Raw genomic sequence first — 14,763 nt, 5'->3', positions numbered from 1 at the left:
CCTCACGTACTTTTGTACGATCACCGCACCCGGGGGGGGTGCCTAGGCGGAGGGGCGTGGATGGCCGACAACGCAGGTAGACGCAGGGCGACTTGGCGGCTGAGGACCGTGACGTCGGTTGCCGCGACGGCCGTACTGCTCGGCGGCTGCGGTTCCGGGGACGAGAAGGCGACCGGACCCAGCCCTTCGGCGTCCGGCCCGTCCGCGACTCCGACCGCGTCCGGTTCTCCCTCAACTCCCTCGACTCCGTCGTCACCGTCGTCTTCGCCGTCTTCGCCGTCCACGGGTGGTGACGCGTCGTCGCTGACGCCGTTCCGGGCGGACCCCGCCCAGGTGCCCCGGACGAAGCAGCAGGCCGAGAAGCTGGCGACGGCTGTCGCACTGCAACCGGCGGCGTGGGGCGCGGACTTCCGGGCTCAGCAGCCCGCCGCGAGCACCCCCGGCACCGTCGCCGTGCTCAACGAACAGTGCCGATGGGAACGCCGGGCCCTCCCCAAGAGTGTCCTGGCCTCCCGGTCCCTCTACAGCGAGATTCCCGGCAGCGGAGCCAAGGGCGAGGTCAGGGTGACCGCGGCGGTCACCGTGCACGCCACGGTGCTCGACGCCGACGACCAGGTGTCCACCACGCTGGAGGAGCCGTTGCGCTGCCGGGAACAGCAGGTCCGTACCGATGAACGGATATCCGGGCTCATGTCGGTCGGCGCCACCTACGGCCAGGGCGGCAACACCTACGCGGACGACCAGGTCCTGGAGATAGGCAAGTACCTCACCGGGAACAGCGAGCAGACATACCGCTGGGAGGTCGCCCGGCTCGGCACGGTGATCGTGACCGTGTCGGTGAAGGGCGCCAAGGGTTACACGGACGACGAGTTGACCCGGTACGCGTCACAAGCCCTCAACACGATGCTCGACCGCGTGAAGTTCGAGCTCGGAGGGCAGAACTGATGGAGCCACTGCGTTCGTCCGATCCCGCGCGTATCGCGGACCATCGCCTGCTCGGGCGGCTCGGCGCCGGAGGCATGGGCGTGGTGTACCTGGCGCGCACGCCGCGCGGCGCCCTGGTGGCGCTCAAGGTGCTGCTCGCCGAGTACGCCGAGGAGCCGGGCTTCAAGGACCGGTTCCGCCGCGAGGTCGAGGTCGCCCGCCAGGTCGACAGCCCCTGGGCGGTGCCGCTGGTGGACGCCGACGCGGACGCGGAGGCACCGTGGCTGGCGACCTCGTACGTACCCGGCCCGTCCCTGGGCGAGGCGGTGGCCGCGTACGGGCCGCTGGCGGAGCACGGGCTGCGGCTGCTCGGCGCCCGGCTGGCCGAGGCGCTGAGCGAGGTGCACCGGGCCGGGCTGGTCCACCGGGACCTGAAGCCGGGCAACGTGCTGATCGCCCACGACGGGCCACGGCTCATCGACTTCGGCATCGCCCGGGCGCCGGAGGACACGACGCTCACGGCGACCGGGGTGGTGGTCGGCACGCCCGGCTATCTGTCGCCCGAACAGGCCGAGGGGCGCGCTGCGGACGGCGGTATCGGGCCGGCGAGCGACGTGTTCTCCCTCGGGTGCGTCCTGGCATACGCGGCGACCGGCCGGGCGCCGTTCGGCAGCGGAGCGGTCGACGCCCTGCTGTACCGGGCCGTGCACGATCCGGCGGACCTCGAAGGGGTACCGGCGGGACTGCTGGAGGTGCTGGGCCGCTGTCTGGAGAAGGATCCGGCCCGGCGGCCGGATGCCGAGGAACTGGTGCGGGAGCTGGCCGCCGACAGCGACGCGCAGGACGCGGAGGCGTCCGAGTGGCTGCCCGAGCCGGTCACCCGGCTGATCGCGGAGCGATCGGCCGCCGCGCTCACGCTGCCGGACATCGAGCACACGCTGGCGCCGTCCGACGCGCCGCCGGACTCCGGGCCCACGGAGCCCGAGACGCACGAGACGCGTGAGACGTCCGATTCGCCGGAGCCGCAGGACGCCGACCCGGCCGGCCGGCGCCGTTTCCTCCTGCTCGCCGGTGGCGCCGTGGTGCTGGCGGCGGGCGCGGGCGCGACCTGGTGGGCGGTCGCCCGGGACAACGACTCGGCGGACGACAGCCCCGTCGCCACCGCGTCTCCGCGGCGCCCGGTGCACACCGTCGCGCTGCACGGTGACCTCACCGGCCCGCAGCGGGAGACGGGCAAGGCCCAGGAGCGCGGACTGCGGCTGGCCGTCGCGGAGTTCAACGCGCGCGACGACGCCCCGTTCACCGTGAAGGTCAGGGTCGTCGACGACGCGGGCGATCCGACGGCCTCGGCCCGGCTCGCCGCGGAACTCACCGACGATCCGGCGGTCCTCGCCGTGGTCGGCCCGACCACCGACGCCACGGCGCAGGCGGCGCTCGCCAAGTACGACACCGGGCTGCTGCCGGTCGTCGCCGTGTCCCCCGGCGGAATCAGCCTCGTCATCCAGGGGTTCCGCTCGTTCCTGCTCGGCCGGCTGCCCGACTCGGTGCTTCCCATCTACGTCAGCAACTACCTTCGCGGGACGGCCCGTTCACGCAAGGTCGGCATCGTCCTCGACCGCCCGGCCGGCAACTACGGTTCGGACCTGGTCAGTTCCCTCAGCAACACGCTCAACAGCGTGCAGCAGCCGTCGGTTCCGGAAGTGGTCAGCGCGATGCGCCGCGACTTCGGCGTCTCGGTGGACGCGCTGCTCTCCGCCGGCGCCGACTCCGTGTTCTTCGCCGGTCTGCCCGACCGGGGGGCGTTGATCGCCGAGACATTGCGGAAGCGCGCCTTCAAGGGTGCACGCGTCTCCGGTCCCGCGCTGCTCGACGGGCGGTTCCTGACGCAGGCTCAGGAAGCGGCCGAGGGCTGGGCGATGGTGGCTCCGGTGATCGACGCGACCCGCAAGCCCGAGGCCCAGAAGTTCGCCGCGGCCTACCGCGAGCGCTGGCAGGAGGCGCCGCCCCGGTACGCGGCGGAGGCGTACGACGTGACCGGGATGCTGCTGAAGGCCCTGGCCGGGCTGCCGGCGAAGGACCGTACCCGGGAGAAGCTGCTCGCGGCCGTGCGGGCGGGGAAGTACGAGGGCATCACGAAGGCGTTCGCCTTCGAGGCCACCGGCATGATGGTCATCGACGGCACCGGCGGCTTCCTCTGGCGGGTCGAACAGGGCGACTTCGTGTACGGCGGTCCCGCGCCGCTCACCGTCTGATGGAGCCGCTGCGCACCGGCGACCCGTCCCGGCTGGGCCGCTACCGTCTGCTGCGGCGGCTGGGCACCGGCGGCATGGGGGTGGTCTTCCTGGCCCACGCGCCGGGCGGTGCCATCGCCGCGGTGAAGGTGGTGCGGTCCTCGTACGCCGAGGAGGCGGGCTTCCGGACCCGGTTCCGCCGTGAGATCGAGGCCGCCCGGCAGGTGGACAGCCGGTGGGTGGTCCCGTTGCTGGACGCGGACCCCGACGCGGAGACCCCGTGGCTGGCCACCTCGTACGTGCCGGGACCCTCGCTCGCCGAGGCGGTGGACGGCTTCGGACCGCTGTCGCCGGCCTCCGTACGGGTGCTCGGCCTGCGGCTCGCCGAGGCGCTGGAGTCGGTGCACGGGGCCGGTCTCGTGCACCGCGATGTGAAGCCGGGCAACGTCCTGCTGGCCCCGGACGGGCCACGGCTCATCGACTTCGGCATCGCCCGAGCGCCCGAGGCCACCGCGCTCACCTCCAGCGGCGTGATCGTCGGCTCGCCCGGCTTCCTGTCGCCCGAGCAGGCGCAGGCGAGGGGCGGGGAGATCGGCCCGCCCAGTGACGTGTTCTCCCTGGGGTGTGTGCTGGCGTTCGCCGCGACCGGCGTACGGCCGTTCGGCGGCGGCGGGGCCGCCGGCATGCTGCTGCGCACCGTCTACGACGAACCGGACCCGACGGCGATCCCGGACGACCTGTCGCCCCTGGTGAGGGCGTGCCTGCACAAGGATCCGCCCGCCCGGCCCTCACTCGCCGAACTCCGTGAGACGCTCACGGAAGGTACGGAGCCCGACTCCGCCCAGCGGTCGGGCTGGCTGCCCGCGCCGGTCACCCGGCTGATCAACGACCGGTCCGCCGCCGTACTCACCATCGGCGCGATCGAGCCGACCCAGGTGTCCGCGTCGTCCACATCGGCGACGTCGTCCACGTCGGCAGCGTCGGCGGGCACGGCGTCACCGGAGGCCGCGACCCTGACGGCCGTCACCGCCACCCGGCCCGCCCCCCGCGCCGTCGACCGCCGCGGCTTCCTGCGCCTCGGCTCGACGGCGGGCGTCCTGGCGGCGGGCGGTGGCGGCGCCTGGTGGTGGACCACCCGCCCGAAGAAGGCGGCGGCCACACCGTCCGGGACCGGTCCTCCGCGCCCCGAGCTGGTCGTGGCGTTCCACGGCGACCTGACCGGGGCCCGGAAGGTGCGCGGGAACGCCCAGCTCAACGGCGCCCGGCTGGCCGTGGAGCAGATCAACGCCAAGGGCGGCCACCCCTTCCGGCTGAAACTGCCGACGTACGACGACGGCGGCGACACCAAGCGGGCCGGCGAGCTGGCCGGCCGGTTGGTGAAGGACGCCGACGTCAGCGCCGTACTGGGACCCACCACCGACGCCTGCTTCCTCGCGACCGAGGTCACGTACACCAAGGCGGTGATGCCCGTCGTGTCCGTCTCGGTGGGCGCCGACACGCAGAACTCGGCGATCGGCACGAACGTGTTCCACTCGCACGCGGCGCTGCGCGTCACCGACGGGCTCCTCGCCGCCCCCTGCGTCCGCTACCTCAGCAACCACGTCGACGCCCGTCAGGTGTTCCTCGTGGACGACCGGGCGCAGGGCGACTTCGCCTGGACGCTGTGCGACCAGACCGGGCGGGCACTGCGCCAGGCCAACCGGGACTCCACGGTGACCACTGTCGCCGCCGGGAAGATCGACTACGCGTCCCTCGCCGCCCAGGTGATGTCCGCCCGTGCCGACGCGGTCCTGTTCACCGGCGACGCGGCACGGGCCGCCGGACTCGCATCGGCACTGAGCACCGCCCGGTTCAGGGGAACCCGGATGGCGACGGAACGAGCCTTCGACCCGCGGTTCCTCGAATCCGCCGGAGCCGCCGGAGCCGACTGGGTATTCGCCACCTCCTTCACCGACCCGACGGCCCGCCCGTCCGCCCGCGCCTTCACCGCGGCCTACCGCGCCCGCTTCGGCACCGGCCCCGGCTGGTACGCGGCGGAGGCCTACGACGCCGTGATGTTCCTGGCGGAGGCCTGCACCAAGGACGGCTCGGCGGTGACGGAGCGGGGTGCCATCGCCCGCCGGATGTCCGAGATCACGTACTCCGGCATCAGCCGGACCATCAAGTACGAGAAGGGCTACGGCTACAACCACGACGCGATGTTCGAGTTCCAGGCCGCCGACGGCGCGTTCCGGTACCTGGGCCAGTACCAGGAGGCGGCGGTCTCCTGAGCGGGGAACACCTGTCCGGCGCCCGGCAGAGCAACAGAGGCAACTGGCAGACTGCGGGCATGAACCTTCACGAGAACCTGCTCGGCGGACCGCCCCCCACCCACCTGCCGGAGAACACCGAGGCCTACCGGATGCTGGAGGAGAAGTCCGCCTCACCCGCCGAGGTCGCGGCCGCCCACCCCACCTTCTCGCTCGCCTGGGCCATGCTCGCCGAGGACGCCTTCGAGGCCGGCCGGACCGTGGAGTCCTACGCGTACGCCCGCACCGGATACCACCGGGGGCTCGACGCGCTGCGCCGCTCGGGATGGAAGGGGCACGGGCCCATCCCCTACAGCCATCAGGCCAACCGCGGCTTCCTGCGCTGCCTCGCCGCCCTCGCCCGCGCGGCCGACGCCATCAGCGAGACCGAAGAGGCGGCGCGCTGCTGGCAGTTCCTCCAGGACAGCAGTGCCGAGGCGTACACCGAGCTGAAGCGGTAGTCACCGCGCCACGGACGTCCGTGCCCCCGGCGGCAGCTTCAGCCCGTCTGGGGGTTCCCCTCCGGGGGTCCCCCCTCCGGGGAGTTCGAGGACGAGCTCGTTCAGCGCGAAGGGGAGTCCGGGGGCACCGCTCCCAGGGGACGGTCACCTTCCGCCGGCGTGCCCGCCCCCTCCAGCGGCGGAGCCGTCACGCATCCGTGCGTACGGCACTCCGGCGTCGCACACCCCACCTCCGGCCTCCGCACACTCACGAACGCCAGCACGGACCCCACCGCCAGAACCCCCGCACAGACCGGCATCGCCCGCCGGAACGCCTCGTCGAACACCGCCCCCGACCGGTACGCCTCCGCCCCCATCCCCGTCACCAGCGGCAACGCCGCCACCGCCACCAGCCCCGCCGCCCGCGCCGCCGCGTTGTTGACCCCGCTCGCCAGCCCCGCCCGCTCGGTCCCCACCGACGCCAGCACGCTCGCCGTGAGCGGCGCGACCAGCGTCACCATGCCCAGCCCGAGCACCAGCACGGCGGGCAGCACATCGGCGGCGTACGAGGCCCCGGCGCCCACCCGCAGCATCAGCAGCATCCCCGCCGCACACAGCAACGGCCCGACCGTCAGCGGCACGCGCGGCCCGATCCGCTCCGCCAGCTCGCCCGAGCGTGCCGACAGCAGCAGCATCAGGGCGGTGGTCGGCAGCAGGGCCGTACCGGCGCCCAGGGCCGAGTAACCGGCCACCACCTGGAGCTGGAGCGCGGAGAGGAAGAAGAAGCCTCCGAAGGCCGCGTACACGCACAGGGTGACCAGGTTGACGGCCGTGAACTGCCGCGAGGCGAAGATGTCCAGCGGCATCATCGCGTCCTCGGCCCGCCGCCGCTCGACGTACACGAAGGCCACCCCCGCCACGAGGCCCACGACCGCCGCGACCACGACAACCACGGACCCGGACCTGGCCTCGATCAGCGCGTACGTCACCATCGCGAGGGCAAAGGCGCCCAGGGCCGCCCCGAGGACGTCGAAGCGCCCGTGCCGCGTACGGCCGTCCCCGGACTCGGGGACATGGCGTACGGCGATGGGCGCGCAGAACAGCGCCACCGGGACGTTCAGCAGGAACACCCACCGCCAGCCCGGACCGTCCACCAGCCAGCCGCCCAGGAAGGGGCCCACGGCCGCGCCGATGCCCCCGAACCCGGACCACAGTCCGACCGCCCGCCCCCGGTCGTCGGGGTGGAAGGAGGCCTGGATGATCGCCAGGGAACCGGGGGTGAGAAGCGCGCCGCCGATGCCCTGCAGAGCGCGGGCGGCGACGAGCACACCGGCGTTCGGGGCGAGACCGCAGAGCAGCGAGGCGACGGCGAACCACACCACCCCGACCACGAAGACCCTGCGACGGCCGTACCGGTCCCCGAGCGAACCACCCAGCAGGATCAGCCCGGCCAGCGTCAGCATGTACGCGTTGACCGTCCACTGGAGGGCGGCCAGGTCGGCGTCGAGGTCACGGCCGATGCGCGGCAGCGCGACGTTCACGACCGTCGAGTCCAGCAGGGCCATGCTGGAGCCGAGGACGGTGGTCAACAGGATCCACCTGCCCTGGGGCGAGGCGAGGCGCACGTCCGACATGCCCCAGGTATACAGCGAGCCCGGCGCCGTAGACAGACGCCGGGCTCGTGAGATGCCTGCGGACGGGTGGGCTGGTGGGCAAGTGGCCGAACCACCGGGCCAGTGGGCCAGTGAGCCACCGGGCCACTCATCCGGTGAGCCACTCACCCGCTCAGCCAGTGAGCCGATCACCCACTCGACCAGTAAGCCACTCGGTCAGTGGGCCACTGGCCCACCGAACCACCGGACCACTCGCCCGGCGACCGTGCACCCACTCAGCCACCCGGCCACTCAGCCAGCGAGCTACTTGATCTTCGTACCAGCCGACCGCAGGTCCTGCGTGGCCACGACCACACGCGCGGCCATGCTCGCCTCGGCCAGCTTGCCCCACGTACGCGGGTCGTACGTCGACTTGGAGCCGACCTCGCCGTCGACCTTCAGGACGCCGTCGTAGTTGCGGAACATGTGGTCCGCGACGGGACGGGTGAAGGCGTACTGCGTGTCCGTGTCGAGGTTCATCTTCACGACGCCGTTCTCCAGCGCGGTGGCGATCTCCTCCGCCGAGGAGCCGGAGCCGCCGTGGAAGACGAAGTCGAACGGCTGGGAGCCGGCCGGCTTGCCGTACTTCGCGGCGACGCCCTCGTTCAGCTCCTTGAGGAGGTCGGGGCGCAGGACGACGTTGCCCGGCTTGTACACACCGTGGACGTTGCCGAAGGACGCGGCCAGCAGGTAGCGGCCCTTCTCGCCGAGGCCGAGGGCCTCGGCCGTACGCAGGGCGTCGTCGACGGTCGTGTAGAGGGAGTCGTTGATCTCGTGCGAGACGCCGTCCTCCTCGCCGCCCGTCGGCGTGATCTCGACCTCAAGGATGATCTTCGCGGCGGCGGCGCGGGCCAGCAGTTCCTGCGCGATGGAGAGGTTGTCGGACAGGGTCTCGGCGGAACCGTCCCACATGTGGGACTGGAACAGCGGGTTGCGGCCGGCCTTCACCCGCTCCTCGGAAACGGCGATCAGCGGTCGCACATACCCGTCGAGCTTGTCCTTGGGGCAGTGGTCCGTGTGCAGGGCGACCGTGACCGGGTACTTCTCGGCGACGATGTGCGCGAACTCGGCCAGGGCGACGGAACCGGTGACCATGTCCTTGCTGTACTGGCCGCCGAGGAACTCCGCACCACCCGTCGAGATCTGGATGATGCCGTCGCTCTCCGCCTCCGCGAAGCCGCGCAGGGCAGCGTGCAGGGTCTGGGTCGAGGTCACGTTGATGGCCGGGTAGGCGAACTTGCCTGCCTTTGCCCGGTCAAGCATTTCGCTGTAGACCTCAGGGGTTGCGATGGGCATGTGTCCGCTCCTCGTGATGTGCGGGTTGGCGATCCGAAGATCTGGAGATCTGGCGTACTGCGTACCTACGGCCCTGACCTAGACCTGGCTGCGAGACCTGGGAAGCGACGTCATCGTCGACCCCATCTTTCCAGACGTTTCGCCCGGTACTGAGCTCGGTACCGAGCTTGGTACCGGGCCCGGTGCTCAGTCCAGGCCCAGGTCGCTCTTGGAGTACGCGAAGAGGTACGGCACCCCGGCGCCCTGCTCGATCTTCTCGGCGGCGCCCGTCGCCCGGTCGACGATGGTCGCCACGCCCACCACCTCGGCGCCGGCCTCGCGCACAGCCGCCACGGCGGTGAGCGGCGAGTCGCCGGTCGTGGACGTGTCCTCGACGACGAGCACGCGCCGCCCCTCGATGCCCGGACCCTCGACGCGCTTCTGCATCCCGTGCGCCTTGGCCGCCTTGCGCACGACGAACGCGTCGAGGCGCTGCCCGCGAGCCGCGGCGGCGTGCATCATCGCCGTGCCGACCGGGTCCGCCCCCATGGTCAGCCCGCCCACGGAGTCGAACTCCAACCCCGCCTCCGCCGCCAGGTCGAGCAGCACCTGCCCGACCAGCGGCGCGGCCTGGCCGTCGAGGGTGACGAGGCGGAGGTCGATGTAGTAGTCGGCCTCAAGACCCGACGACAGGGTCACCTTGCCGTGCACGACGGCCTTGTCCTTGATCTGCCGCAGCAGCGCGCCACGTACGTCCACGTCGTCGTTGTTGTCGTTGACGTTGTCGTTGTCAATGCCTGCACTCATGGCTGCCAGCCTAGACGGGGTCGTCAGAGGGCTCGCCAGCTCCACGTCATCGTGGCTTCCAGGGGCTCAAGGGGCGTGACGAGACGCGGCAAGGTGTTGAGCCCGTTGGGCGGGCCGGTCTGCGGCTCCACGCACACGGCGGCGTCCTGCTCGTCGTACACGACGACCCATTCCTCGGGGCTGGTCACCTTCAGCTCCAGGCGCTGCGGCCAGGTGAGGGTGACGTCGACGCCGCCGGGCATGCCGAAGCAGTCGTCCCAGGGGCCGGGCTTCGGGTCGATGCGCTTCCCGGTGGGGAGGTGGTCCTCGCCGCGCTCCTCCTGCCAGGCGGGCGTGAAGGCGACCTGCACCTCCGCCGGTGCGTCCGCGCCGCCGAGGTTCCGGTTGAACCAGGGGTGCCAGCCGATCTGCGCCGGGAAGGAATCGGCGTACGTCTCCACGGACATGGTGAGCGTGAGGGAGTCCGGGGTCAGCGCGACGAGTTGGGTGACGCGTCCGGCGTAGGGCCACGGCTCCACGAGGTCGTACGTGATGACGGCCTCGTCGGCGGTGGTGCGGGCGACGCGCCAGGCGCCGTCGCGGACGGTGCCGTGGATGGCGTGCGGCGGGGAGTTGAGGGGGAGTTGGCGTACGGTGCCGCCGTCGAGGAACCGTCCGTCGCGGGTGCGCCCGCACCAGGGGACCATCGGGAAGCACCCGAACCGCTCGCCCTGCCGCAGCAGTTCGACTCCGTCGACGCGGAGCCCTCCGACCCGGCCGCCGTTCCCCGGCTGCACGGTCACCTCCGCGTCACCCGCGGCCAGCGTGATCTCATCGTTACTCACGCGTCGACCTTACCGGCCCCCTCGTCCGCCACTCACAGCGCAGGCCCAGCCGTCTCGGCCCGCCCGGCGTCCGAGGAAGAGCGCGTGGCGGGGGCGAGACAACCCCCGCCGCCTCAGCGGCGCTTCCTCAGCACCCGCCCCACGACGATCGCCGACGCCACCACCAACGCCGCGGCCGGCGCGGCCCACCGCAACGTCGCGTTCCCCGCCACCTGCTCCGGCGGCGGCACAGGGGCGTACCGCCCCCGGGGCGGCGCGTGGTCCACTTCCTCCGCGCTGCGCCCGATCATCGTCCGACGCGCGTGCGCGGCCTCGGCAGGCGGCTCACCGGTGCCCATGAACCGCTCGGAGACCTGCTCATCCTCGTCGAGGTCGCCGTCGAGGTCGTCGTCGAGCGCGCCAGGATCATCGGGAACGTCGACGCCGGAAACCTCGATCTCCACAACAGCCGGAGGCGCCTCGAACGCCTCGGACGCCTCGGACGCCTCAACGTGCTCCGGTCCCTCAGACCCTTCAGGCCCATCCGGTCCCTCAGACCCTTCAGGCCTCTCCGGTCCCTCAGCGCTCCCAGGTCTCTCCGGCTCCCGTGCAGCCTCCTCCCCCAGGCCCTCCCCGAACCGCCGCAGCAAGCGCGCCCCCGCCGCAGAAACGGCGTCCGCGGGCAGGTCGGACACCCGCCCGTCCGCCGTCACCGTGCCCCCGAACACCAACATGGACCCGCCGGCGTCCTCGTCCCCCCGCACCCGCAACGTCAGGGCCACCTTCACCGCCCCGCCACCGCGCGCCTCGACGGCGTCGCCCTCGACGACGTACACGTCCTCCGCGGCGGCCGGGACACTGCTCAGGTCACTGTCAGGGCCGCTGTCCCGGCCGTCAGCGACAGCGACCCGCAAGGTTCCGCGATACGTGATCGTGTGGCTCCCGATACGCACCTTCAGCCGCCCGGCGACCTCGGCGGCGGCAGGCTCGCCGCCCGCGTCCTGCTGGAGTCCGGGGACCGCCCGGGCGATGCGCGCGGGGTCGGCGAGCACGTCCCTCAGCCGCTCCGCCGGAACCGGAACGAACACCTCATGGTCCATGGAACCCGAGGGTACCCAGCACGACCCGCACCGCACCCGCGCATCCGGGGATTCCCAAGGGATCCCCCAGGATCCGCACCCGCGCGGCCCCATCCGGTACGCCCCGGTACGCCCTCGGTGCGGCCCCCGGGCGCCTGCGCCCGGCCGCGCCGCCTCCCCTCCCCCGCACGCCCTCAGTAGCGCGGATGAACCAACGTGGAAGCCCGCAACCCCACCACCCGCATACGCGCCGCTGCCCGCGCGTCCGCCGCCAGCTCCGCCTGGGTCAGCGTTCGCAGCCGGGGCGCGGTGGCCCCGTCCACCCGCAGCCGGGGCGCGGGTCCCGAGGCCGTCGCCAGCACGAATCCCCAGTCCTGCGGAGCCCGCACCGCCCCCGATCCCACCCCCGACCCCATTCCCACTCCCGGCATCGACCCCGGCTCCGACGCCGACGCCGACTCCGACCTCGTACCGTCGGGGCCGACCACGCGATACGCAACCGTGCGCAGGCCGGCGGCCCGGATGGTCGTGTCGACGGTCCAGAACGCGTGCGGCCGGTTGGAGACCGGCCCGCCGTGCACGACCAGCCGGCCGCCGTCGGTCAGCACCTGCCGCGCCAGCCCGTAGAACTCCTGCGAGTACAGCTTCGTACTGGCCGTGATGCCCGGATCCGGCAGATCCGAGACGACCACGTCGTACGCGGCCCGCGCACCGCGCAGCAGCCGGAAGGCGTCCGCCGTCGTGACATGGACGCGCGGGTCGTCGAACGCGTGGGCGTTGAGCGCGGCGAGGGCCGGGTCCCGGCGCGCCAGCCGCACCACGCCCGCGTCGAGCTCGACGACGTCCACCCGCCGTACGCCCTGATGGCGCAGCACCTCGCGCACGGCGAGCCCGTCGCCGCCGCCGAGGACGAGCACGCGCGCGTGGGGGCCGTCCATCGCGGGGTGGACGAGCGCCTCGTGGTAGCGCCGCTCGTCCTGCCCGCCGACCCGCAGCCGGCCGTCCAGGAACAGGTTCAGCGGCCGGCCGTCCGAGCCGCCCGTGAGAACGACCTCCTGTACGCCGGTCCGCAGCGCCACGCGTACGTCGTCGCCGTACATCGCGTGCCGGGCGGCGCGTTCGAAGTCGTCGACGAGTACGGCAGCGGCGGCCAGGACCCCGATCACGGTCAGGTTGGCCACGATCAGCAGCCAGCGTCCGCGCCGGGTGAGGTCCCGCCGGAACAGGCCGAGGACGAGGGCGCCGCCGACCAGCGCGTTGACCGTGCCGGTGAGCAGGGCGCCGGTGAGCTGGCCGAGCCACGGGAGGAGGAGGAAGGGGAAGGCCAGGCCGCCCACCAGCGCGCCCACGTAGTCCGCGGCGAACAGGTCGGCGACCGCGCCGCCCGCGTCCTGGCGGCGGATGCGCTGGATCAGCTCCATGAGCAGCGGTACCTCGGTGCCGATCAGCAGACCGATGACGAGGGAGAAGGTGACGAGCAGGACGCGGGGACCGCTGGCCCACAGACCGCCCCAGTCGCCGGTCCACGCGAACACCGCGTACAGGGCCATCGCGCTGGATCCGCCGACCAGCGCGAGCGCCGCCTCGACCGCGGCGAAGCCGGCGGCGGCGCGGCAGCGCAGGCGTTTCGCGGCGAGCGAGCCGATGCCCATCGCGAACACCATCACGGAGAGCACGACGGACGCCTGCGTGACCGAGTCGCCGATCAGGTACGAGGCGAGCGCGACGAGTTCCAGTTCGTACACCAGTCCGCAGGCCGCACAGACGAAGGCGCCGGCGAGGACCAGGAACCGGCCGGCACCGGGCCGGACGGGCAGCCGCGCGGGGCTGCCCCAGGACGGGGGACTGCCCGGCGGGGCCGGCACGTGCGGTTCGATCACGCTGGGAACGCTACGTCACACCCTCGGCACGCTTCGTCACCCACACGTGTGGTCTCTGTTTACGCGGAGGAAGTCGGTGTGAAGGCCGGATTCGCCGTCGGCCGTCGCTCAGAGGGCCGCCGCCACCCGTACCCCCACCCGTGTCCTGGTCGCCACCAGTTGCCCGTCCTGCGGGTAGGCGTGCCAGGTCCGCCAGTGCACCTGCCCCTCGTGGCGCTGGGCCAGCATCGCGGTGAAGGCGTGCGGGCTGCCGGGGAAGACGCCGGCCAGGCCGTTGGGATGGTCGGCGACCAGGGCCAGCAGCTCCTGGGCGCGCCCCGCGAACGACCCCGGCGACAGGACCTCGACTCTCGCCGCGAACTCGTACTCCCAGTCGTCGACCCGTTTGGCCACGCCGAGCGGGAGGGGGGTACTGGAACCCGGGATGCACGCGACCGTCTCCGAACAGATGCCCTGTCGCTCCTCCAGAAGCACCTGGTGGGAGGCACCGAGGAGTCTCAACTGGACTTTCGCGTTCGCCAGTTCGAGGTCGAGGGTGGCGAGGGCGGGCAACGGCTCCCGGCCCAGGGCCCAGGCGAGGTCGGCCGCACGCGTGTCGGTGTAGGCGGTGTTCAGGGTCGTGAGCATGGATCGGCTCCGCTAGCACGCAAAGGGAGGGGAGAGGTGGCTGAGCAAGGTGTGGACGAGCGAGGTGGGGGTCCGGCGCGCTCCGGTCGACACGGGTCGACACCGGGAGATCGGCCCGGTCAGCCCAGTCAAGAGGAACATCCAGGGGCAAGGGATGTCCGAGGGGCTGTGTTGGTGGTTTAGAGGGAATCATGAACGGTGGCGCCGCCACAGCGTTTTTACCCAACTTCGTGGGGTTTCCATCCCTCAGAGGGCTTCACAGCTCAACTGTTCAACCGCCGCGTACGCCCGAGCGTGCGAAGGACGCCCGCGAGCGGTCGTACGAACGCCCGCCGGGACGACGTGTACGCACGTCGTCCCGGCGGGCGCTCACCCCGCGGTCCGGATACGGTTCCCCCTTCCGGAGCTCAGCTGCCCCGTGTCAGCTGCCTCCACCGCATCCGCCCCCGCCTCCGCCGCAGGAAGATCCGCCGCCACAGGACGAGCCGCCTCCGCAGGAGGAACTCGAACCGCACGACGAGCTGCTCCCGGCGTCACCGGTGCTGCTGGAGCCCGCCGCCCCGCCGGCCCACCAGCTGTCGCTGCCCCGGCTCCGCCGCCCGCGCCGGTAGTGCGCGGCCCGAACCCGCTGCCGGCTCCCCCGGGCAGCCCGGACCGCCGTGCCCACGACGGTCGCCACGATGAACAAGCCCGCCAGGATGACAAGGGCGATGATGGCCACAACCATGACGTCACCCTCCTTTCGTTCCCCCGAGGC

General features: G+C 72.5%; 13 protein-coding genes. 5 read left to right on the top strand and 8 right to left on the bottom strand.

What is annotated here, in order from left to right; all coding sequences use genetic code 11:
• Positions 1–92: 92 nt before the first annotated feature.
• The 5 genes from OG595_RS22575 to OG595_RS22555 are packed head-to-tail and all read left to right on the top strand — an operon-like array spanning position 93 to position 5,904.
• Positions 93–293: a hypothetical protein gene (locus OG595_RS22575; RefSeq protein ID WP_329274732.1), complete on the top strand. Its 201-nt coding sequence runs from the start codon at positions 93–95 to the stop codon at positions 291–293.
• 40 nt (positions 294–333) lie between these two features.
• Positions 334–945 carry a hypothetical protein gene (locus OG595_RS22570; RefSeq protein WP_329274730.1) on the top strand — a complete coding sequence of 204 codons (612 nt, stop codon included), beginning with the start codon at positions 334–336 and terminating at the stop codon, positions 943–945.
• Positions 945–3,176 (top strand): bifunctional serine/threonine-protein kinase/ABC transporter substrate-binding protein, encoded by a 2,232-nt coding sequence (locus tag OG595_RS22565; RefSeq protein WP_329274728.1) that lies wholly within the window; start codon positions 945–947, stop codon positions 3,174–3,176. Before OG595_RS22570 ends, OG595_RS22565 begins: the two co-directional genes overlap by 1 nt.
• The gene (locus OG595_RS22560) at positions 3,176–5,425 is read left to right on the top strand and encodes a bifunctional serine/threonine-protein kinase/ABC transporter substrate-binding protein (protein ID WP_329274726.1); all 2,250 of its coding nucleotides are present in this window, start codon (positions 3,176–3,178) and stop codon (positions 5,423–5,425) included. Before OG595_RS22565 ends, OG595_RS22560 begins: the two co-directional genes overlap by 1 nt.
• 59 nt (positions 5,426–5,484) lie before the next feature.
• Positions 5,485–5,904 carry a DUF3151 domain-containing protein gene (locus OG595_RS22555; protein ID WP_329274723.1) on the top strand — a complete coding sequence of 140 codons (420 nt, stop codon included), beginning with the start codon at positions 5,485–5,487 and terminating at the stop codon, positions 5,902–5,904.
• A gap of 101 nt (positions 5,905–6,005) precedes the next feature.
• On the opposite strand, the gene OG595_RS22550 is transcribed toward OG595_RS22555, so the two are convergent.
• The 8 genes from OG595_RS22550 to OG595_RS22515 form a co-directional block, all read right to left on the bottom strand.
• On the bottom strand, positions 6,006–7,517 hold the full coding sequence (locus tag OG595_RS22550; RefSeq protein WP_329274721.1) for an MFS transporter: 1,512 nt from the start codon (positions 7,515–7,517) through the stop codon (positions 6,006–6,008).
• Between the two features lie 282 nt (positions 7,518–7,799).
• Positions 7,800–8,831: a class II fructose-bisphosphate aldolase gene (gene fbaA, locus OG595_RS22545; RefSeq protein ID WP_329274719.1), complete on the bottom strand. Its 1,032-nt coding sequence runs from the start codon at positions 8,829–8,831 to the stop codon at positions 7,800–7,802.
• Positions 8,832–9,017: 186 nt separating this feature from the next.
• Positions 9,018–9,617, bottom strand: a complete 600-nt coding sequence (pyrE, locus tag OG595_RS22540) for an orotate phosphoribosyltransferase (RefSeq protein ID WP_329274716.1) — start codon at positions 9,615–9,617, stop codon at positions 9,018–9,020.
• Between the two features lie 23 nt (positions 9,618–9,640).
• The gene (locus OG595_RS22535; RefSeq protein WP_329274714.1) at positions 9,641–10,441 is read right to left on the bottom strand and encodes an aldose epimerase family protein; all 801 of its coding nucleotides are present in this window, start codon (positions 10,439–10,441) and stop codon (positions 9,641–9,643) included.
• A 113-nt stretch (positions 10,442–10,554) separates the two neighbouring features.
• On the bottom strand, positions 10,555–11,520 hold the full coding sequence (locus OG595_RS22530) for a carbon monoxide dehydrogenase subunit G (RefSeq protein WP_329274711.1): 966 nt from the start codon (positions 11,518–11,520) through the stop codon (positions 10,555–10,557).
• A gap of 173 nt (positions 11,521–11,693) precedes the next feature.
• A complete protein-coding gene (locus tag OG595_RS22525; RefSeq protein ID WP_329274708.1) occupies positions 11,694–13,379 on the bottom strand; it encodes a polyamine aminopropyltransferase in 1,686 nt (561 codons plus the stop codon).
• 108 nt (positions 13,380–13,487) lie between these two features.
• Positions 13,488–14,006: a DUF2617 family protein gene (locus OG595_RS22520; RefSeq protein ID WP_329274706.1), complete on the bottom strand. Its 519-nt coding sequence runs from the start codon at positions 14,004–14,006 to the stop codon at positions 13,488–13,490.
• A gap of 421 nt (positions 14,007–14,427) precedes the next feature.
• A complete protein-coding gene (locus tag OG595_RS22515; RefSeq protein WP_329274703.1) occupies positions 14,428–14,733 on the bottom strand; it encodes a hypothetical protein in 306 nt (101 codons plus the stop codon).
• Positions 14,734–14,763 lie beyond the last annotated feature (30 nt).

This window comes from Streptomyces sp. NBC_01451 (assembly GCF_036227485.1).
In the GTDB taxonomy this organism is placed as follows: domain Bacteria; phylum Actinomycetota; class Actinomycetes; order Streptomycetales; family Streptomycetaceae; genus Streptomyces.
This window is presented reverse-complemented; position numbering and strand designations above follow the sequence as displayed.